The sequence below is a fragment of the Thermocatellispora tengchongensis genome (genome assembly GCF_014202315.1).
Lineage (GTDB): Bacteria > Actinomycetota > Actinomycetes > Streptosporangiales > Streptosporangiaceae > Thermocatellispora > Thermocatellispora tengchongensis.
In genome coordinates this window covers 134,915-155,048 of record NZ_JACHGN010000014.1, presented here as the reverse complement: position 1 = coordinate 155,048, position 20,134 = coordinate 134,915, and the positions used below count along the sequence as shown (strand labels likewise).

The 20,134-nt window shown below is 75.1% G+C and carries 16 protein-coding genes and 1 riboswitch; of the genes, 9 read left to right on the top strand and 7 right to left on the bottom strand.

Annotated features, from left to right (window positions below):
- The first annotated feature begins 2 nt into the window (after positions 1-2).
- Positions 3-605 carry a cob(I)yrinic acid a,c-diamide adenosyltransferase gene (cobO, locus tag HNP84_RS30140; protein ID WP_185053309.1) on the top strand — a complete coding sequence of 201 codons (603 nt, stop codon included), beginning with the start codon at positions 3-5 and terminating at the stop codon, positions 603-605.
- Complete coding sequence (locus HNP84_RS30135; RefSeq protein ID WP_185053475.1) at positions 602-1,939, top strand: cobyrinic acid a,c-diamide synthase CobB; 1,338 nt, start codon at positions 602-604, stop codon at positions 1,937-1,939. Before cobO ends, HNP84_RS30135 begins: the two co-directional genes overlap by 4 nt.
- On the opposite strand, the gene cobN is transcribed toward HNP84_RS30135, so the two are convergent.
- Positions 1,908-5,525, bottom strand: a complete 3,618-nt coding sequence (gene cobN, locus HNP84_RS30130; protein WP_312926013.1) for a cobaltochelatase subunit CobN — start codon at positions 5,523-5,525, stop codon at positions 1,908-1,910. The genes HNP84_RS30135 and cobN overlap by 32 nt on opposite strands.
- A 34-nt stretch (positions 5,526-5,559) precedes the next feature.
- Positions 5,560-5,731: riboswitch (cobalamin riboswitch) on the bottom strand.
- 45 nt (positions 5,732-5,776) lie between these two features.
- Here cobN and cobG point away from each other — a divergent pair.
- From cobG to HNP84_RS30115, 3 genes are read left to right on the top strand one after another with little or no spacing between them, the layout of a single operon-like run.
- Positions 5,777-7,075 carry a precorrin-3B synthase gene (gene cobG / locus HNP84_RS30125; RefSeq protein ID WP_221336918.1) on the top strand — a complete coding sequence of 433 codons (1,299 nt, stop codon included), beginning with the start codon at positions 5,777-5,779 and terminating at the stop codon, positions 7,073-7,075.
- The gene (locus HNP84_RS30120) at positions 7,072-7,692 is read left to right on the top strand and encodes a precorrin-8X methylmutase (RefSeq protein ID WP_185053308.1); all 621 of its coding nucleotides are present in this window, start codon (positions 7,072-7,074) and stop codon (positions 7,690-7,692) included. Before cobG ends, HNP84_RS30120 begins: the two co-directional genes overlap by 4 nt.
- Positions 7,689-9,320, top strand: coding sequence for a precorrin-2 C(20)-methyltransferase (locus HNP84_RS30115; RefSeq protein WP_185053307.1), 1,632 nt, complete (start codon positions 7,689-7,691; stop codon positions 9,318-9,320). The genes HNP84_RS30120 and HNP84_RS30115 overlap by 4 nt, the downstream gene beginning before the upstream one ends.
- Here the strand turns inward: HNP84_RS30115 and HNP84_RS30110 are convergent.
- Entirely contained in the window at positions 9,308-10,054 is a 747-nt protein-coding gene (locus HNP84_RS30110) for a cobalt-precorrin-6A reductase (protein ID WP_185053306.1), read from the bottom strand. The two genes, HNP84_RS30115 and HNP84_RS30110, sit on opposite strands and share 13 nt — an antisense overlap.
- A 14-nt stretch (positions 10,055-10,068) precedes the next feature.
- Here HNP84_RS30110 and HNP84_RS30105 point away from each other — a divergent pair, with 14 nt between their 5' ends.
- Positions 10,069-11,166 carry a cobalt-precorrin-5B (C(1))-methyltransferase gene (locus tag HNP84_RS30105; RefSeq protein ID WP_185053305.1) on the top strand — a complete coding sequence of 366 codons (1,098 nt, stop codon included), beginning with the start codon at positions 10,069-10,071 and terminating at the stop codon, positions 11,164-11,166.
- On the opposite strand, the gene cobM is transcribed toward HNP84_RS30105, so the two are convergent.
- Genes cobM through HNP84_RS30085 form a run of 4 tightly spaced genes read right to left on the bottom strand, consistent with a single transcriptional unit; the run spans position 11,139 to position 14,198 of the window.
- Positions 11,139-11,882, bottom strand: a complete 744-nt coding sequence (cobM, locus tag HNP84_RS30100; RefSeq protein WP_185053304.1) for a precorrin-4 C(11)-methyltransferase — start codon at positions 11,880-11,882, stop codon at positions 11,139-11,141. The two genes, HNP84_RS30105 and cobM, sit on opposite strands and share 28 nt — an antisense overlap.
- Entirely contained in the window at positions 11,879-13,099 is a 1,221-nt protein-coding gene (gene cbiE, locus HNP84_RS30095; protein ID WP_185053303.1) for a precorrin-6y C5,15-methyltransferase (decarboxylating) subunit CbiE, read from the bottom strand. The genes cobM and cbiE overlap by 4 nt, the downstream gene beginning before the upstream one ends.
- A complete protein-coding gene (locus HNP84_RS30090; protein ID WP_185053473.1) occupies positions 13,096-13,488 on the bottom strand; it encodes a pyridoxamine 5'-phosphate oxidase family protein in 393 nt (130 codons plus the stop codon). The genes cbiE and HNP84_RS30090 overlap by 4 nt, the downstream gene beginning before the upstream one ends.
- A 56-nt stretch (positions 13,489-13,544) precedes the next feature.
- On the bottom strand, positions 13,545-14,198 hold the full coding sequence (locus HNP84_RS30085; protein WP_185053302.1) for a helix-turn-helix domain-containing protein: 654 nt from the start codon (positions 14,196-14,198) through the stop codon (positions 13,545-13,547).
- A gap of 88 nt (positions 14,199-14,286) precedes the next feature.
- Here HNP84_RS30085 and HNP84_RS30080 point away from each other — a divergent pair, with 88 nt between their 5' ends.
- Together HNP84_RS30080 and HNP84_RS30075 are read left to right on the top strand one after the other, a co-directional pair.
- Entirely contained in the window at positions 14,287-15,522 is a 1,236-nt protein-coding gene (locus tag HNP84_RS30080; RefSeq protein ID WP_185053301.1) for an acyl-CoA dehydrogenase family protein, read from the top strand.
- A 32-nt stretch (positions 15,523-15,554) separates the two neighbouring features.
- Complete coding sequence (locus tag HNP84_RS30075; RefSeq protein WP_312926006.1) at positions 15,555-16,307, top strand: SDR family oxidoreductase; 753 nt, start codon at positions 15,555-15,557, stop codon at positions 16,305-16,307.
- Positions 16,308-16,658: 351 nt separating this feature from the next.
- On the opposite strand, the gene HNP84_RS30070 is transcribed toward HNP84_RS30075, so the two are convergent.
- On the bottom strand, positions 16,659-18,344 hold the full coding sequence (locus HNP84_RS30070; RefSeq protein ID WP_312926003.1) for an ABC transporter ATP-binding protein: 1,686 nt from the start codon (positions 18,342-18,344) through the stop codon (positions 16,659-16,661).
- 828 nt (positions 18,345-19,172) lie between these two features.
- Between HNP84_RS30070 and HNP84_RS30065 the strand changes: the two genes are divergently transcribed.
- A complete protein-coding gene (locus HNP84_RS30065; protein ID WP_221336917.1) occupies positions 19,173-20,132 on the top strand; it encodes an NAD-dependent epimerase/dehydratase family protein in 960 nt (319 codons plus the stop codon).
- Positions 20,133-20,134: the final 2 nt, after the last annotated feature.

Here is a 20,134-nt window from a genome sequence, read left to right as displayed (position 1 = left end):
GGATGCCGCAGGGCAAGCCGGAGAACGTGCCGGACGACGGCCTGACCACCCGGGCACGCCGGGCCAGGCCGCTGCTGATCGTGCACACCGGGCCGGGCAAGGGCAAGTCCACGGCGGCGTTCGGCATGGCGCTGCGGGCGTGGAACCAGGGCTGGCCGATCGGGGTGTTCCAGTTCGTGAAGTCGGCCAAGTGGCGGGTCGGCGAGGAGCGGGCGCTGCGCGTGCTCGGCGCGTCGGGCGAGGGCGGCACCGTGGCCTGGCACAAGATGGGGGAGGGGTGGTCCTGGCTGCGGCACCGCGGCTCGGAGGAGGACCACGCGGCGGCGGCGCGCGAGGGGTGGGAGCAGATCAAACGCGACCTGGCGGCCGAGACGTACCGCTTCTACGTGCTCGACGAGTTCACCTACCCCATGGCGTGGGGCTGGGTGGACGTGGACGACGTGGTGGCCGCGCTGGCCGCCCGCCCCGGGACCCAGCACGTGGTGATCACCGGCAGGAACGCGGCGCCCGCCCTGGTGGAGGCCGCCGACCTGGTGACCGAGATGGGCAAGGTCAGGCATCCCATGGATTCGGGCCAGAAGGGGCAGAAGGGCATCGAGTGGTGATCCCCCGGCTGGTGATCGGCGCGGCGGCGTCCGGAAGCGGCAAGACCACGGTCGCGACCGGGCTGATGGCCGCGCTGCGGGCCCGTGGCCTGCGCGTGTCGCCGCACAAGGTGGGGCCCGACTACATCGACCCCGGCTACCACGCCCTGGCCACCGGCCGTCCCGGCCGCAACCTGGACCCGTGGCTGACCGGCGAGGACCTCATCGCCCCGCTGTTCCTGCACGGCGCCGCCGGTGCGGACGTGGCGGTCGTCGAGGGCGTCATGGGCCTGTACGACGGCGCGGGCGCCACCGGATTCGCCTCCACCGCCCACGTGGCCCGGCTGCTGGCCGCGCCGGTGGTGATGGTCGTGGACGCCGCCCGCCAGGGCCGTTCCGTGGCCGCGCTGGTGCAGGGCTTCGCGGCCTACGACGGGCGGGTGCGCCTGGCCGGGGTGGTGCTGAACAACGTCGGCTCGCCCCGGCACGAGGAGATCTGCCGCACCGCGCTCGCCGAGAGCGGCGTGCCGGTCTTCGGCGCCGTCCCCCGTACGGACGGCGTGGCCACCCCCTCCCGCCACCTCGGCCTGATCCCCGCCGCCGAGCGCCAGGCCGAGGCGCTGGCGGCGGTGGACCGCATGGCCGCCCTGATCGCCGCCTCCTGCGACCTGGACGCCCTGATGACGGTGGCCCGCGCCGCGCCCCCGCTGCACGCCGCCCCCTGGTCCCCGCCCCGGGTGGAGCACGGCGGGTCGCCGGTGGTGGCGGTGGCGGGCGGCGCCGCGTTCACCTTCGGCTACGCCGAGCAGGCCGAACTGCTGGCCGCCGCCGGCGCCGACGTGGTGACCTTCGACCCGCTCCGCGACGAGCTGCTGCCCGAGGGCACGGCCGCCCTCGTCATCGGCGGCGGCTTCCCCGAGATGCACGCACCCGGCCTGTCGGCCAACGAGCCGCTGCGCAAGCAGGTGGCCGCGTTCGACGGCCCGATCGCCGCCGAGTGCGCCGGCCTGCTCTACCTCGCCCGCGAGCTGGACGGCCACCCCATGTGCGGGCGCCTGCCCGTCACGGCCACGATGACCGCCAAGCTCACCCTGGGCTACCGCGACGCCGTGGCCACCGCGGGCTCGGTGCTCACCCGCGAGGGCGAGCGCTACCGCGGCCACGAGTTCCACCGCACGGCCGTCACCCCGGCGCACGCCGCCACCCCGCTGTTCCGCTGGCGCGGCGGCGCCGACGGCTTCGGCACCCCCTCCCTGTCCGCCTCCTACCTGCACCTGCACTGGGCGGGCGCCCCCGAGCTGGCCGCCCGCCTGGTCGCCGCCGCTAGCGGTCCTCCAGGTCGCCCTCGGTCTTGAGGTAGACCTCCTGGAGGGCGGCCAGGGTCTCCGGGTCCGGGTGCTGCCACATCTCGCGGCCGGCGGCCTCCAGGAGGCGTTCGGCGATGCCGTGCAGCGCCCAGGGGTTGGAGGTGGCCAGGAACTCCTGGTTGACCGGGTCCAGGACGTAGGTCTGGGCCAGGCGGTCGTACATCCAGTCGGCCATCACGCCGGTGGTGGCGTCGTAGCCGAACAGGTAGTCCACCGTCGCGGCCAGCTCGAAGGCGCCCTTGTAGCCGTGCCTGCGCATCGCGGCCAGCCAGTTCGGGTTGACCACGCGGGCGCGGAAGACGCGCGAGGTCTCCTCGTGCAGTGTCCGGGTGCGCACGGCGTCGGGGCGGGTGCTGTCGCCCACGTACGCCGCCGGCGCGCGGCCGGTGAGGGCGCGCACCGTCGCGATCATGCCGCCGTGGTACTGGAAGTAGTCGTCGGAGTCGGCGATGTCGTGTTCGCGGGTGTCCACGTTCTTGGCCGCGACCGCGATGCGCCGGTAGGCGGCCTCCATGTCGGCCCTGGCGGGCACGCCGTCCAGGTCGCGGCCGTAGGCGAAGCCGCCCCACACGGCGTACACCTCGGCCAGGTCGGCGTCGTCGCGCCAGTTGCCGCTGTCGATCAGGGGCAGCAGGCCCGCGCCGTACGCGCCGGGGCGGGAGCCGAACACGCGCAGGGTGGCGCGCCGCTCGTCGCCGTGGCCGGCCAGGTCGGCGGCGACGTGGGCGCGCACGTGGTTCTGCTCGGCGGGCTCGTCCAGCCCGGCCACCAGGCGTACGGCGTCGTCCAGCATCGTCACCACGTGCGGGAACGCGTCGCGGAAGAACCCGCTGATGCGGACGGTGACGTCGATGCGCGGGCGGCCCAGCTCGGCGAGCGGGACGGGCTCCAGGCCGGTGACCCGCCGGGACGCCTCGTCCCACACCGGGCGCACGCCGAGCAGCGCCAGCACCTCGGCCACGTCGTCGCCCGCGGTGCGCATCGCGCTGGTGCCCCACACCGACAGCCCGACCGAGCGCGGCCACTCGCCGGTGTCGGACCGGTAGCGGTCGAGCAGCGAGTCGGCCATCGCCTGGCCGGTCTCCCAGGCCAGCCTGCTGGGCACGGCGCGCGGATCGACCGAGTAGAAGTTGCGCCCGGTCGGCAGCACGTTGATCAGGCCGCGCAGCGGCGACCCGCTGGGGCCGGCCGGCACGTAGCCGCCGTCCAGCGCGTGCAGCACCATGCGGATCTCGTCGGCGGTCCCGGCCAGCCGGGGGACGATCTCGGTGGCCGCGAACTCCAGCACCGCGCGCACGCCCGCCGCCTCGCCCGCGGCGACCTCCGCCGCGGCGTCCGGGGCCCAGCCGCGCGCCTCCATCGCCTCCACCAGGGCCCGCGCCCGCGCCTCGGCCTCGTCCACGCCGAGCCGCCCGGCCGTGCCGTCCTCGGCCAGGCCCAGCGCCTCGCGCAGGCCGGGCAGCGCCTCCCGGCCCGCCCAGAGCTGGCGGGCGCGCAGCATGGCGAGCACCAGGTTCACCCGCGCCTCGCCCTGCGGCGCCGCGCCGAGCACGTGCAGGCCGTCGCGGATCTGCGCGTCCTTGACCTCGCACAGCCAGCCGTCCACGTGCAGCAGGAAGTCGTCGAACTCGGTGTCGTGCGGCCGGTCGTCCACGCCGAGGTCGTGGTCCAGCCGGGCCGCCTGGATCAGGGTCCAGATCTGGGCCCGGATCGCGGGCAGCTTGGCCGGGTCCATGGCCGCGATCGTGGCGTGCTCGTCCAGCAGTTGCTCCAGCCGGGCGATGTCGCCGTACGTCTCGGCGCGGGCCATCGGCGGCACCAGGTGGTCCACCAGCACGGCGTGCGCGCGCCGCTTGGCCTGGGTGCCCTCGCCCGGGTCGTTGACCAGGAACGGGTAGACCAGCGGCAGGTCGCCGAGCGCCGCGTCCGGGCCGCAGGAGGCCGACATCCCGGCCGACTTGCCCGGCAGCCACTCCAGGTTGCCGTGCTTGCCCACGTGCACCACGGCGTGCGCGCCGAACCCGGCGGCCAGCCAGCGGTAGGCGGCCAGGTAGTGGTGGCTGGGCGGCAGGTCCGGGTCGTGGTAGATCGCGATCGGGTTCTCACCGAAGCCGCGCGGCGGCTGCACCATCACCACGGCGTTGCCGGAGCGCAGCGCGGCCAGCACGATCTCGCCCTCGGGGTCGCGCGAGCGGTCCACGAACAGCTCGCCCGGCGGCGGCCCCCAGTGCCGCTCGATCTCCTCGCGCAGGTCGCCCGGGAGGGTGCGGTACCAGGCGCGGTACTCGGCCGCCGAGATCCGCACCGGGTTGCCGGCGATCTGCTCCTCGGTCAGCCAGTCGCGGTCCTGCCCGCCCGCCGCGATCAGCGCGTGGATCAGCGCGTCGCCATCGCCGGTGGCGACCCCGGGGATGCCGTCGTCCGGGCCGAGGTCGTAGCCCGCCTCCCGCATGGCCGCCAGCAGCGCGACCACGCTGGCGGGGGTGTCCAGCCCGACGGCGTTGCCGACCCGCGAGTGCTTGGTCGGGTACGCCGACAGCATCACCGCGATCCGGCGCTCGGCGGGCGGCACGTGCCGGAGCATGCCGTGCCTGACCGCGATCCCGGCCACCCGCGCGGCCCGCTCGGGGTCGGCGGCGTACACGGTCAGGCCGTCCGCGTCGATCTCCTTGAACGAGAACGGCACCGTGATGATCCGTCCGTCGAACTCCGGGATCGCCACCTGGGAGGCGGCGTCGAGCGGGGACAGGCCGTCGTCGTCGCGCTCCCACGCCTCCCGGCTCGTGGTCAGGCACAGCGCCTGAAGGATCGGCACGTCCAGCCCGGCCAGCGCGCCCACGTCCCAGGCGGCGTCGTCGCCCCCGGCGGAGGCGGTCGCGGGCCGGGTGCCTCCGGCCGCGAGCACCGTGACCACGAGCACGTCGGCGGCGCGCAGCACGTCGAGCAGCCCGGGGTCGGCGGCGCGCAGCGAGGCGCAGTACACCGGCAGCGGCCTGCCGCCCGCCTGCTCCACGGCCGCGCACAGCGCCTCCACGAAGGCGGTGTTCCCGGCGACGTGGTGGGCGCGGTAGTACAGGACGCCCACGGTGGGGCCGTCGCCCGGCGCGCTGGGCCGCTCCAGGACGCCCCAGGCGGGCGTGGGCTCGGGCGGCGCGAACCCGTGCCCGGTCAGCAGCACCGTGTCGCACAGGAACGCGTGGAGCTGCGCCAGGTTGGCCGGGCCGCCGTGCGCGAGGTAGGCGTGCGCCTCGGCGCACACCCCGGCGGGCACGGTGGACAGCTCCATCAGCTCGGCGTCGGGCGCCTGCTCCCCGCCCAGCACCACCACGGGCAGGGGGCCGGCCAGCAGCGCGTCCAGGCCCTCCTCCCAGGCCCGCCGGCCGCCGAGCAGGCGCACCACGACGAGGTCCACCCCGTCCAGGAGGCCCGGCAGGGCGGCGACGTCCACGCGCGCGGGGTTGGCGAGCCTGTACGCGGCGCCGCCGGCGCGCGCGCTGAGCAGGTCGGTGTCGGAGGTGGACAGCAGCAGGATCGTCGCGTCCCCGGAGGGTACGGCGGGCGGCGTCGGGCGCACCAGTGGTCCTCCCTCGGGGTCCTCGCCCCGGGTCGTGGTCGAACGCGACGGCGGAAGTCTCCTGGCTCCCGGATCGGCGCTCGCCCCGGCCTTCCCGTCCGTCGCCGGACCGTGGCCTCGGGTGGGGTTCGCTCCCCGGTTACAGTGGCGGGACCGCGCCGGTTTCGCACCGGCTTCCTCCCATTCCGTCCCCCCGATCACACCATGCCGGGCCGATTCCCGGCAAGGAACGTGGCGTTACCATCCTCAGCGTGGCCATAGCCGACTTCTCCGGACGATTGCGACGCGACGCATGTCCGGGGGCGCTTCAGGTACATCCCGCCGCAGATGGCGACCTCGCGCGGCTCCGCGTGCCCGGGGGCATGCTGACCGCCGCGCAGCTACGCGAGGTGGCCGCGGCCGCCCGCGAGCTGGGCTCGGGGGTGATCGAACTCACATCCCGGGCCAACCTCCAGGTGCGCGGCCTGTCCGGCGGGCAGGCCCTCGCCGCGCGCATGGCCGCCGCCGGTCTGCTGCCCTCCGCCACCCACGAACGCGTGCGCAACATCGTGGCCGCGCCCCTCTCCGGCCGGGTCCCCGGCTCCCTGCTCGACGTACGCCCCCTCGTGCGCGCCCTGGACCGGGGCCTGTGCGCCCGGCCCGCGGTGGCCGACCTGCCCGGCCGGTTCCTGTTCGCCCTGGACGACGGCACCGGCGCGGTCACCAGCCTCGGCGCCGACGTCACCCTCGTCCCGGCCGCCCCCGGCGAGGTCCGGGTCCTGATGGGCACGCCGGCCCTGGCCGCCCTGGCCGCCCTGTCCGCCCTGTCCGCTCCGGCCGCCGAGGCGGTCGGGGTGATGCTCGCGGTGGCCGAGGCGTTCCTCGCCGAGCGCGAGGCGCAGGGCTCCGGCGCGTGGCGGATCGAGGAGTTACAGGACGGCCCCGCCCGGATCGCGGCCCGCCTGCACGCGCACCCCCACGTGCACGCCCACATGCATGCCCACGTCGTCGCCGGCGCGTCCGAGCCGGGCGCCCCGGCCGCCGGGTTCGATGCGGGCGGGGACGGCGACCGCCGAGCGGCGGAGAGGCGCGTGCTGTGCGGCCTGGTGGCGCAGGACGGGGGCGGGCGGTACGCCGTCGCGGCGCTGGCGCCGCTCGGGCGGCTGTCGGCCGCGCAGGCGGAGGTCGCGGCCGGGCTCGGCGGCGAGGTGGTGATCACGCCGTGGCGGGGGATCGTCGTGCCGGACCTCGACGGGCCTGAGGCCGCCCGGCGCGCGCTGGACGCGCTCGCCGCGGCCGGTCTGGTGACCGACCCCGCCTCGCCGTACACGGGGCTCACCGCGTGCACCGGGCGTCCCGGCTGCGCGAAGGCGCGCGCCGACGTGCGGGCGGACGCCGCCCGCTTCGCCGCACTGTCCGCCCGCCGCGGCGAGGTGATCCACTGGAGCGGCTGCGAGCGCCGCTGCGGACGCCCCCGCGACACGACCGTGGACGTCGTGGCCGAGGCGGCGGGCTACCGCGTGACCGGCGCCGCGAGCGGCGCGATCGAGCGACTGGTGAGGAGACTGTGATCGACTACGTCAGGGACGGCGCGGAGATCTACCGCAGGTCGTTCGCCACGATCCGGGCCGAGGCCGACCTCGCGCCGTTGCCGCCGCAGGTCGCCCAGGTGGCCGTGCGCATGATCCACGCCTGCGGGATGGTCGATCTCGTCGCGGACCTCGCCTGGTCGCCCGGGGTCGTCACGGCGGCCCGCGAGGCGCTGCGCGCCGGGGCGCCGGTGCTGTGCGACGCGATGATGGTCGCCTCCGGGGTGACCAGGCGGCGCCTGCCCGCCGGCAACGACGTGCTGTGCACGCTGGGCGACCCGGCCGTGCCCGCGCTCGCCGAGCGGCTGGGCACCACCCGCAGCGCCGCCGCCGTGGACCTGTGGCGCGACCGGCTCGACGGCGCCGTGGTGGCCATCGGCAACGCGCCGACGGCGCTGTTCCGCCTGCTCGAACTGGTCGAGGAGGGCGCGGGACGGCCCGCGGCGGTGCTCGGCGTCCCGGTGGGGTTCATCGGGGCGGCCGAGTCCAAGCAGGCGCTGGCCGAGTCCGGGCTGGAGCACCTGGTCGTGCACGGCCGCCGAGGCGGCAGCGCGATGGCCGCCGCCGCGGTCAACGCCATCGCGAGCGAGGAGGAATGAGCGTGGAGCAGACCGGGCAGGCGGGCCACACCGGGCAGGCAGAACACACCGGGCAGGCAGAACACACCGGGCAGCCTGAGGAGACCGGGCGGCCCGAGGAGACCGGGCGCACCGGGCGGCTGGTCGGCGTGGGGCTCGGGCCGGGCGATCCGGAGCTGGTCACGGTCAAGGCCGCCAGGCTGCTCGGCCAGGCCGACGTGATCGCCTACCACAGCGCTCGGCACGGCCGCAGCATCGCCCGGTCGGTGGCGCTGCCCTACCTGCGCGGCGACCAGATCGAGGAAGCGCTGATCTACCCGGTCACCACCGAGGCCACCGACCACCCCGGCGGCTACCAGGGCGCGCTGGACGACTTCTACGCCGACTGCGCCACCCGCCTGGCCAAGCACCTGGACGCCGGGCGCGACGTGGTCGTGCTGTGCGAGGGCGACCCGCTGTTCTACGGCTCGTACATGCACATCCACAAGCGGCTCGCGCACCGCTACCCGACCGAGGTCGTCCCCGGCGTGACCTCGGTCAGCGGCGCGTCCGCCGTGCTCGGCCGCCCGCTGGTGGAACGGGACGAGGTCCTGACCGTGCTGCCGGGCACGCTCCCCGCCGAGGTGCTGGCCGGGAAGCTGGCCGCCACCGACTCCGCCGCCGTGCTCAAGCTGGGCCGCACCTTCGACAAGGTGCGCTCGGCCCTCGCCGAGGCCGGCCGCCTGGACGACGCCTGGTACGTCGAGCGCGCCACCACCGACAAGCAGCGCGTCGAGCCGCTGGCGGAGGTCGATCCGGCCACCGTGCCGTACTTCTCGCTCGCGCTGCTGCCCAGCCCGCTCACCCCGCCCTCCGGCCTGCCCGAGCCCGCGCCGGAGCGGGAGCCGCGTCAGGGGGAGCCGCGTCAGGGGGAGGTCGTCGTGGTCGGGCTCGGCCCGGCCGGGCGGCCCTGGCTCACCCCCGAGGCCCAGGACGCCCTGGCCACCGCGGACGAGCTGGTGGGCTACGGCCCCTACCTGGACCGGGTGCCGCCCAACCCGCGCCAGCGCCGCCACCCCACCGACAACCGCGAGGAGGCCAGGCGGGCCGTGCACGCGCTGGAACTGGCCCGCGCGGGCTCGCGGGTGGCGGTCGTCTCCTCCGGCGACCCGGGTGTGTTCGCCATGGCCAGCGCGGTGCTGGAGGCCGCCGCCGAGCCGAGGTTCGCCGACGTCGCCGTACGCGTGGTGCCCGGCCTGACCGCGGCCCAGGCGGTCGCGAGCCGGGCGGGCGCGCCGCTCGGCCACGACTACTGCGTGCTGTCCCTGTCGGACCTGCTCAAGCCGTGGGACGTGGTCGCCGCCCGGATCACCGCCGCCGCCCGGTCGGACATGGTGCTGGCGATCTACAACCCGGCGTCGCGCAGCCGCACCTGGCAGGTCGCCGCCGCCCGGGACCTGCTGCTGGAGCACCGGGCCCCGCGTACGCCGGTCGTCATCGGCCGCGATGTCGGCGGCAGCGCCGAGAGCGTCCGCGTGGTCACCCTCGGGGAGCTGGACCCGGCCGAGGTGGACATGCGCTGCCTGCTCGTCGTCGGCTCCTCCACCACCAGGGTCGTCGAGCGCGGCGGGCGTCAGGTCGTCTACACCCCGCGCCGCTACCCGGCATGAGCGGCCAGCCACTCCAGCGCCTCGGCCACCGTGGCGGCCAGCGGCACGCCCTCCGGGGCGGGCGGGCGGCGCACGACCACGGCCGGCAGGCCCAGCTCGCGGGCCGCGGCCAGCTTGGCGGAGGTCATCTCGCCGCCGCTGTCCTTGGTGACCAGCACCTCGATCCGGTGCTCGCGCATCAGCGCCAGCTCACCCGCCACCGTGTACGGCCCGCGGTCCAGCACCACCAGCGACCTGCGCGGCAGCGGCGGCTGCGGCGGATCGACGGCCCGGACCAGGAACCACAGCGCGTCCAGCCCGGCGTACGCGGCCAGGGTGGTGCGGCCGGTCGTCAGGAAGATCCGCTCGCCCAGTCCGGGCAGCAGCGCCGCCGCCTCCTCCGCCGACCCGGCCCAGCGCCAGTCGTCGCCGGGCCCCTCCCGCCAGCCGGGACGGCGCAGCACCAGCAGCGGCGTGCCGGTCGCGGCCGCCGCCTCCACCGCCGACGCGGTCATCCTGGCCGCGAAGGGGTGCGTGGCGTCCACGACCGCGTCCACCGCGTGCTCGCGCAGCCAGCGGGCCAGCCCGTCCGCGCCGCCGAAGCCGCCCTCGCGCACCTCCCCGACCGGCAGCCGAGGGTCGCGCACCCGCCCGGCCAGCGAGGACACCACGCGCACGCCCGGCAGCGGGTCCAGCGCCGCGGCCAGCGCCCGCGCCTCGCCCGTGCCGCCGAGGATCAGCACCGTGCGGGTCATCGGCGGGTCCCGCGGTGAGCGGGCTGCGGCACGGCTGGACGACCGGGGCGTGCGCGACCGCCGCCACCACGGCCGCGTACACCGCGCTGCTGACCGGGGAGTTCCCCGACCCGGTGACGATCACGCTGCCGAAGGGGCAGCGCCCGGCGTTCGCGCTCGCCTGGGAGCGCCTGGACGGTGGCGAGGCCGCCGCCGCGGTGGTCAAGGACGCCGGGGACGACCCGGACGTGACCCACGGCGCGGTCGTCTCCGCCCGCGTGCGCCCCGGCCCGCCCGGCGGCGGGGTGGCCTTCGCGGCCGGGCCCGGCGTGGGCACCGTGACCAAGCCGGGGCTCCCGCTGGAGGTGGGGGAGCCCGCGATCAACCCGGTGCCGCGCCGGATGATGCGCGAGCACATCGCCGAGGTGGCCGCGCGCTGCGGCGGCACCGGTGATGTCGTCGTGGAGATCTCCGTCGAGAACGGCGAGGAGCTGGCCCGGCGCACCTGGAACCCGCGCCTGGGCATCCTGGGCGGGCTGTCCATCCTGGGCACGACCGGGATCGTGGTGCCGTACTCGTGCTCGGCCTGGATCGACAGCATCCGGCGCGGTGTGGACGTGGCGCGGGCGGCCGGGCGTACGCACGTCGCCGCCTGCACCGGCAGCACCTCCGAACGCGTCGCGGCCGAGCTGTACGGCCTGCCCGAGGACGCACTGCTCGACATGGGCGACTTCGCCGGGGCGGTGCTGAAGTACCTGCGCCGCCACCCGGTGCCCCGGCTCACGGTCGCGGGCGGCGTGGGCAAGCTGTCCAAGCTCGCCGACGGCCACCTCGACCTGCACTCCGGCCGCTCCCACGTCAACCAGGACCTGCTGGCCGCGCTCGCGGCCGAGGCGGGCGCGCCGCCGGAGCTGGCCGGGCGCGTACGGGCGGCCAACACCGCCCTGCACGCCCTCACGCTGTGCCGCGAGGCCGGGCTGCCGCTCGGCGACCTGATCGCCGCGCGGGCGCTGGAGACCGCGCGGGCCGTGCTGCGCGAGGCCCCCGTGACCGTGGACGTCGTCGTGATCGACCGCGGGGGCGCGATCGTCGGCCGGGCGCTGGGTCATGCGCGGCACCGCTCGGCCGAGTAGAGGTGGCTGTCGGGGAACTCCCGGGCGGCCAGCACCCGCCCGACCACGATCACCGCGGTCCTGCGGACCCCGGCCTCCCGCACCCGCTGCGCGATGTCGGCCAGGGTGCCGCGCAGGATCACCTCGTCGGCGCGGCTCGCCCGCGCCACCACCGCGACCGGGCACTCCGCCCCGTACGACGGCAGCAGCTCCGCGACGACCTCGTCGATCCGCTGCACCGCCAGGTGCAGCACCATCGTGGCCCGGCTCGCGCCCAGCGTGGCCAGATCCTCGCCCGGCGGCATCGGCGTGGCGCGCGCGGCCGTACGGGTGAGCACGACCGTCTGCCCGACGCCCGGCACGGTCAGCTCGCGCCTCAGCGACGCCGCCGCCGCGGCGAAGGCCGGCACCCCCGGCACCACCTCGTACGGCACGCCGTGCGCGTCCAGCCGCCGCATCTGCTCGGCCATCGCGCTGAACACCGACGGGTCGCCGCTGTGCAGACGCGCCACGTCGAGCCCGGCGGCGTGGGCGGCCAGCATCTCGGCCACGATCTCGTCCAGGGTGAGCGCCGCGGTGTCCACCAGGCGGGCGCCCGGCGGGCACTCGGCCAGCAGCTCGGCGGGCACCAGCGAGCCCGCGTACAGGCAGACCGGGGAGGACGCGAGCACCCGCTGCCCGCGCACCGTGATCAGGTCCGCCGCCCCCGGCCCGGCCCCCACGAAGCGCACCGTCATCCGGCCTCCTTGACAACGCTCAGGATGGTCACCGGCATCATCGCGCGCCACCCGGTGAAGCCGCCGACCGGGGCGGCCCTGCTCACCGCGAGCCGCACCATGTCGCCGCCGCGCCCGGCGTGCCAGCGCGCCAGCACCGCCTCCGACTCCACCGTCACCGCGTTCACCACCAGCCTGCCCCCGGGCCGCAGCGCCTCCCAGCACGCCTCCAGCACCCCGGGCACGGTCGCGCCGCCGCCCACGAACACCGCGTCCGGCGTACGCAGCCCGGCCAGCGCCCCCGGCGCCTCGCCCACCACGACCTCCAGCCCCGGCACGCCCAGGGCCGCCGCGTTCCGTGCGGCACGGGCAGCCCGCTCCGGGTCGCGCTCGACGCCGATCGCCCGGCACGCCGGGTGGCTGCGCATCCACTCGATCGCGATGCTCCCCGCGCCCGCGCCCACGTCCCACAGCAGCTCGCCGGGGACGGGCGCGAGCCGCGCCAGCGTGACCGCGCGCACCTCGCGCTTGGTGAGCTGCCCGTCGTGCTCGTACGCCGCGTCGGGCAGCCCCACGACCCGGGGCAGCGGCACCGTGCCGGGGTCGGCCGCGCACTCCACGGCCACGACGTTCAGCCCCGGCACGCCGTCCCAGGCCCCGGCCGCCGTCCCCTCGATCCGGCTCTCCCCGGGACCGCCCAGCTCGCCCAGCACCACCATCCGGCTGCCCGCGTAGCCGCGCGAGCGCAGCAGCTCCGCCACCCGCGCCGGCGTCGTGGCGTCCGCGCTCAGCACCAGCACCCGCCGCCCCGGCTGCACAGCCGGATGCAGCAGCGCCTCCGGCCGCCCCACCAGGCTGACGACCTCGACCTCCTCCACCGCCCAGCCCAGCCGGGCGCAGGCCAGCGACAGCGCCGACGGCCGGGGGTGCACCCGCAGGCGCTCCGGCCCGAGCAGCCGGGCCAGCGTGGTCCCGATCCCGTAGAACATCGGATCGCCGCTGGCCAGCACGCACACCCGCCGCCCCGCGTACGCGCCGAGCAGCCCCGGCAGCGCGGGCAGCAGCGGCGAGGGCCACACCACCCGCTCCCCGGCCCCCTCCGGCACCAGTGCGAGCTGCCGCGCGGCGCCCATCACCACCTCGGCGCCGCGCACGGCCTCCCGCGCCGCCGCGTCCAGCCCGTCCCACCCGTCGGCCCCGATCCCCACGACCGAGACGACCGCCACCGCCCGGCTCACCGGCCGACGTTCCCCAGCACCCGGGTCACCCGGATCTCGATCACCACCCGGTTCGGATTGACCCGGGGGGTGCGGTAGCGCTCGGCGTACCGGCGCTCGGCCTCCGCGACGGCCTCGGCGTCGGCGCGCACCACGGCCACGCCCTCCAGCGTGGACCACCGCCGCCCGTCCACCTGGCACACCGCCACCGGCACGCCCCGCGGCCCCGCCGCCGCGATCCTGCGCGCCTTGTACGACGTGCCCGAGGTGATCACCCGCGCGATCCCCGCCTCCTCGTCCAGCGTCACCCCCACCGGCACGACATGCGGGGTGCCGTCGGCCCGCACGCTGCTCAGCGTGCACAGATGCCGTTCCTTCCAGAACCCCGCCACCCCGCGCAGATCCACCATCGCCACGACTCCCTCCCGGTCGGCCCAAGTCGTACCACGCGGCCCGCCGGGCGCGGCTACCGGGTCGCGTCGCGCTCGGCGAGCAGGCGGGCGGTCTCGGGGGAGACCTCGGTGGCCAGCACCGCGGAGACCACGTCGATCAGGTGGCTGATGAACAGGCGGTCGTCGGGGCGCACGGGGGCGTCGGCGCGGCGGGCCAGCTCGACGTGGGTGAGGCGGATGGCGACGAAGCGCAGGTGCAGGCGGCGTACGGCGACGTCGGCGAGCAGCGGGGCGACCAGCTCGCGCCAGCGGTTGATGCTCTGGCCCGGATCGGACGGGGGGACCAGCACGGCGGGAGGGTCGGCGCGGTGCACGAGCTGCTCCATCACCCGCAGGTAGGCCCGGCCGCCGTCGTGGTCGGCCAGCTTGGCGGCCAGCGGGCGTACCAGGGCGGCGGCGAGCGCGCGGCGGGCCTCGGCCGGGGGCAGCTCGCCGCGCGCCTCGTAGTCGTCCAGGAGCTGGTGACGGCGCACCTCGATCTCGGGGTGGTGCTTGGCCAGCACCGCGCGCAGCAGGCCCGCCCGGTCGCCGAAGTGGTACTGCAGCGCGGTCGAGTTGCGCTGGCCGGCGGCGGCGTTGATCTCGCGCAGGGACACGCCGTCGATCCCGCGCTCGGCGAACAGCCGCTCGGCCGCGGCCACGAGCCGGGAGGCGGTGGTGGTCGGCATCCCTTCCCCTGTCGTCGATCCCACGGTAATAATGCACTTGCCTTAGTCAGTCGGGCAACCGCATCAATCCGGACCGAGGGGGCCCCGCATGGCCATCGACTTCACACTCGCGCCCGAGCACGACGAGATACGCACCCGCGTACGGACCTTCGTGCGGGAGACCATCGCCCCCGCCATGGCGGCACTGGAGGAGGGCGGGAAGACCCCGCCGCGGGAGGAGTACCTGCGGGTCATCTTCGACCTGCGCGGCAAGGCCCAGGCCGAGGGGCTGTGGCTGCCCCACATGCCCGAGGAGTGGGGCGGCATGGGCCTCGGCCACGTCGCCCTGGCCATGTTCCAGTCGGAGGCCGCCAAGACCCGGATCGGGCCGTGGGTGTTCAACTGCGCCGCCCCCGACGAGGGGAACATGCACACCCTGCTGCACTGGGCGAACGACGAGCAGAAGGAGAAGTACCTCAAGCCGCTGCTCAAGGGCGTCAAGTCGTCCTGCTTCGCGATGACCGAGCCCGAGGTGGCCGGCTCCGACCCCACCCTGATCCGCACCCGCGCGGTCAAGGACGGCGACGAGTGGGTGATCAACGGCCACAAGTGGTTCATCTCCGGCGCGCGCCGGGCGAGCTTCGCGATCCTCATCGCCCGCACCGAGGACGACGTGCCCGAGGGCTCGCGCGGCGCCAACACCGCCTTCCTGATCGACATCCCGCAGGAGGGCTGGAACGACGTCCGCGAGGTCGAGACCATGCACGGCTCCACCGGGCACAGCGAGATCGTCATCACCGACCTGCGGGTGCCCGACGGCCAGATCCTCGGCGGACGCGGCAACGGGCACCGGCTCGGGCAGTACCGCCTCGGCCCCGCCCGCCTCGCCCACTGCATGCGCTGGATCTCCCAGGCCGAGACCGCGCTGGACATGATGGTGGACCGCTCGCTCAACCGCTACAGCCACGGCTCGCTGCTGGCCGAGAAGCAGGGCATCCAGTGGATGATCGCCGACTCGGCGATGGAGCTGTACCAGTGCAAGCTGATGGTGCTGCACGCGGCGTACAAGATCGACCGGGGGGAGGACTTCCGCACCGAGGTCTCCATGGCCAAGCACTTCGTGGCCAACAGCCTCAACCGGATCATCGACCGGGCCATCCAGGTGCACGGCGCGCTCGGCTACTCCACCGACACCCCGCTCGTCGGCATGTTCCAGCACGCCCGCTGGGCCCGCTTCGCCGACGGCGCCGACGAGATCCACCAGATGCGGATCGCCGAGCGCACCATCCAGGCGTACCGTGACACCGGCACCACCCGCGACGCGACCGGAGGTCTCCCGCTGTGACCCCGCCCCCCGCTGTGACCCCGCCCCCCGCTGTGACCCCGCCCCCCGCCGTGACCCCCGGCCAGGTCGTCCTGATCACCGGCGGCGGCAACGGCATCGGCGCGGGCGTGGCCCGCCGCCTCGCGGCCGAGGGCGCCCGCCTCATCATCGCCGACGTGGACGACGCGGCCGGCAAGGCGGTCGCCGACGAGGTCGGCGGCGCGTACGTCCACTGCGACGTCTCCAGCCTGGACGACAACCGCGCCGCCGTCGCCGCCGCCCTCGACCGGTACGGCCGCCTCGACATCGCCTTCCTCAACGCCGGCGTCGCCTCCGGCTTCGGCCTCGGCGACGACTTCGACCTCGCCCGCTACCGCCGCGCCATGGGCGTCAACCTGGACGGCGTCGTCTTCGGCGTCCACGCCGCCCTCCCCGCCCTCCTCGCCTCCGGCGGCGGCGCCATCGTCGCCACCGCCAGCATGGCCGGCATCGTCGGCATCCCCAGCGACCCCGTCTACGCCGCCAACAAACACGCCGTCGTCGGCCTGGTCCGCTCCCTCGGCCCCGAACTCGCCCCCCAGGGCGTCCGCGTCCAGGCCCTGTGCCCCTCCTTCGCCGACACCGCCATCATCGCCACCGGAAAGTCCACGCTGGAGGCCATGGGCTTCCCCATCCTGGCGGTCTCGGACGTGGTGGACGCCTTCATGCGCCTGCTGGCGAGCGAGGGCACCGGCGAATGCTGGTTCGTCGTCCCCGGCCGCGAAAGCGAACCCTTCGCCTTCAGAAGGGCCCCCGGGCCCCGCTGACACCGAGCGTGGCCGCGAGCGCCGGGCGGGGGATCGTGCGGCGAGCCGCCCCGCGACGACCGGATCTCCGGCGACGCTCCGGGAGCCGGTTTCTCCGCCGCGTGCGGCTGCTATTACGGAGGCACTCACAACCACGAGTTCAGGGGCGACCGGCGCGTCTGCGACGACCGCTTCCTGGAGGAGATGGATCGCGCCTGCGAAGCCGCGTTCCGGGTCATCGACCCCGGCTCCACTTTCGCTACGACCAGGCCACGATTTACCGGCAACTGGTGGTGACGCCATTCACGGAAGATGATCCCGGTCCCGCCATATTCCATACGGCGGGACCGGGAGCTCGGCTCGGCGAAACGATTATTTCGGCGCCAGTGCGGTCGGTTCCGGAGCGAGATCGATTCTGGTCGCGTTCTCCGGGACCAGCGACAGATCGTGGGCGATCATGATGGTGGTGCGGCCGGCCATCAGGCGCCGCAGCGGGGTCATGATGCGGGCCGCGGTGTCCGGGTCCAGCCCGGTCATGGGCTCGTCCAGGACCAGCACCGGGGCGTCGCGGAGCATGGCCCTGGCGATGGCCAGGCGCTGGCGCTGACCGCCCGACAGCAGGCGTCCGCGCTGGCCCACGGGTGTGTCGTACCCCTGCGGCAGCTTGCCGATGAAGTCGTGCGCGTCGGCCAGGACCGCCGCCTCGACGATCTCCTCCATCGTCGCGTCCGGACGGCCGTAGGCGATGTTCTCCTTGACCGTGCCGGAGAACAGCAGGCTCTCCTGCTGCAACACCGTGATCCGGTCGCGCAGTGCGCGCAGCGGCAGCTCGCGCACGTCCACCCCGTCGAGCAGCACCTGGCCGGACCCGGGATCGTAGAAGCGCAGCAGCAGCTTGGCCACCGTGGACTTCCCAGCGCCGCTCGGGCCGGTGCAGACCAGCAGCTCGCCCGGCCCGACCGTGAAGGACAGGTCGCGCAGCGTCGGGGTCTCGCGGCCCGGATAGGTGAAGGTGACGTTCCGGAACTCCACCTCGCCCCGGCATGCGGGCGGCGTGCCGACGGGAGCCGGCGCGTCGGTGACCATGGGGCGGGTCTCCAGTACCTCGATCACCCGGTCGGAGCCCGCCGCCGCCTCCGAGACGGTCAGCGCGATCTCGCCGATGCTCTGCACCGCCGGGTAGAGATAGGCCAGGTACGCCGCGAAGGACAGCAGCCCGCCTATGGTCAGGCGGCCCGCCGAGATCTCCCAGGCGCCGAAGCCGATCACGGTCAGCAGGCACAGCGTCTCGATGATCTGCACCGACGGGGTGTACATCGCCGCCAGCTTCGCCTGCGCCATCTTCGTACGCAGCCAGGTGCGGCCCTCGACGTGCAACCGCTCCGCCTCGGTCTCCTGGCGGTTGTACGCCTGGACCAGCGGCTGGTTGGCCAGGCCCTCCTCGATCACGCTGTTCATCCGCCCGTTGCTGCTGCGCTCGCGCGCGGCGGCGTACCGGAAGCGGGAGGCGAACACCTTGGACGCGAACAGGAACGCCGGCACCAGGGCCAGCGTCACCAGCGCGAGATCCCACCGGATGTAGAAGGCCGCGCCGGCGAAGAACACCACACTGATCAGCGTGGTGATCAGCTTGACCAGCCCCGAGCCGACCAGTTCCTCGATCGCCTCGATGTCGTCGGTCAGCCGGGCCATCAGGTCGCCGAGCTTGCGGTTGTCGAAGAAGTCGGGTGTCAGCGTCTGCAGGTGCGCGTACAGCCGGTCGCGCAGCCCCAGCAGGAAGCGTTCCCCGCCGAGCGCCGTGGCGTATTGCCCGCCGAACGACACCAGGCCGGCCACGACCGCGAAGGCGAGCCACGCGATGGCCGGCCCCCAGAACGCGTTGAGGTCCTGGGTGGCGAGAACGCGGTCGGTGATGACGCCGAACAGCCAAATGGAGGCGACCTCGCAGGCCGCCGCGGCCATGGCGCACACCACTCCGAGCGCGAACAGCAGCCGGGTGCCCCGGGTGTGCGGCCAGAACCGGCCGAAGGTCCGCCGGATCGTGACGATCGGCGCCACCTCTGGCGCCGTCCCGGAGCCCGTCCTGCCCCTGTCGTCCCTGGCCCTCACCCGTCCCGCTCCGGTCGCCCGCGCCTCCGGCGGGTCCCCGGAAGGGCCCCCGGAGGGGGAGGGGTGAGGGGATGGGGGCCGGCCGGTGAGCCGGCCCCCATCCTCCCGTGTTACCACCACCAGCCGCCGCGGAAGCCGCAGCCGCAGTGGTGATGCCGCCGGAAGCAGCAGCGACGACGACGGTGACACCCACAGCCGCCCCACCAGTCGTGGTGGGTCGGGAACATCTGGCTGAAGCTCATTGGAATTCCTCCCTTAGCTCGCCTTTCCGACATCTGTCACCGTGAAGTTACCATGCGTAGTCGGACATAGGTGTAAAAGCCGGGTCTGTCCCGGTCGATGAGTGTTTTGCCGCTTTAGGTCCGTATTGGTAAGCAGTTTTATCTTAAACTTATGAGAAAATATCGCCTCATAGTCCTCCATAGCCGTCATCTACGGCATATGACGACGTCAACCACCTAGTCCGGCACGTCGCGAAATTTCCGCCCGAGTCAGGACATTCGCCCCTTGACAGCCCTTCCCTCCGGCCGCCGAGCCCCTCCCGAACGGGTCACACCCCGTGTTCGCCCGGCCCTCGCACCGTGACGAAGGGGCCCCGCGTACCCCCTCGGACCCACCGGACGCCCCGTACGAGTCGCAAGGCGCCACCACCCGAGGCGCGGCAGGCGCGGGCTCGGCCCGGCGTTCGGGCGCCACGCTGCGGGCCGTAAGTGGTCCGGGCGGATGCGGCCACAGTGGTCTGGCTCGGCGGTCCTCGCGCTGCGTAGCCTGCCGCGTATGACGAAATCCGTGCGGGTCTTCCTGGCCGGGGCGACCGGGGTGGTGGGGCGGCGGGTCGTGCCGTTGCTGGTGAAGGAGGGGCACGAGGTGGTCGCGCTCACCTCGCGTCCGGAAGCCGTCGCCGGGCTGCGCGCGGCGGGGGCGGAGGCGGTCGTGGCCGACGTCTACGACGCCGCCGCGTTGCGAGGCGCCGTACGGGACGCCGCGCCCGACGTCGTGATGCACCAGCTCACCGATCTGCGCCGGCGCGATCTGGCCGCGAACGCCCGCATCCGTACCGAGGGCACGCGCAACCTCGTCGCCGCGGCCCTGGAGGCCGGGGTGCGGCGGATCGTGGCGCAGAGCATCGCGTGGGCGTACGGGCCGGGGGAGGGGCCCGCCGCCGAGGCCGAGCCGCTTGACCTGGACGCGGCGCCGCCCCGCGACGCGACCGTGCGAGGCGTGGCGGCGCTGGAGGCGGCTGTGCGGGAGCTGCCGGAGTGGGTGGTGCTCCGCTACGGGATGCTGTACGGCCCGGACACCTGGTACCACCCCGGCGGGCTGATGGCCCGAGAGGCGCACGCCGGCAGGCTGGCCGCCGGGGCGGACGTGACCTCCTTCGTACAGGTGGACGACGCCGCGTCGGCCGCCGTCGCGGCGCTGGGCTGGCCCGTGGGCGCGGTGAACGTGTGCGACGACGAACCCGCCCCGGCCTCGGACTGGGCCCCCGCGTTCTGCGCGGCCATCGGCGCCCCCGAGCCGCCCCACGCCGTGCCGGAGCCGTCGCGTGCCGCCCCCGAACCGGTGCGCGCCGTCCCCCAACCGTCGGGCGCCACCCCCGAGCCGTCACGTGCCGCCTCTGAACCGTCGCATGCCGCGCGTACGCCGTGGGCGCGTGGCGCGAGCAACCGGTACGCCCGTGACCGCCTCGGCTGGGTGCCGGCCCACCCCACCTGGCGGGGCGCGTTCGGGGCCTGAGC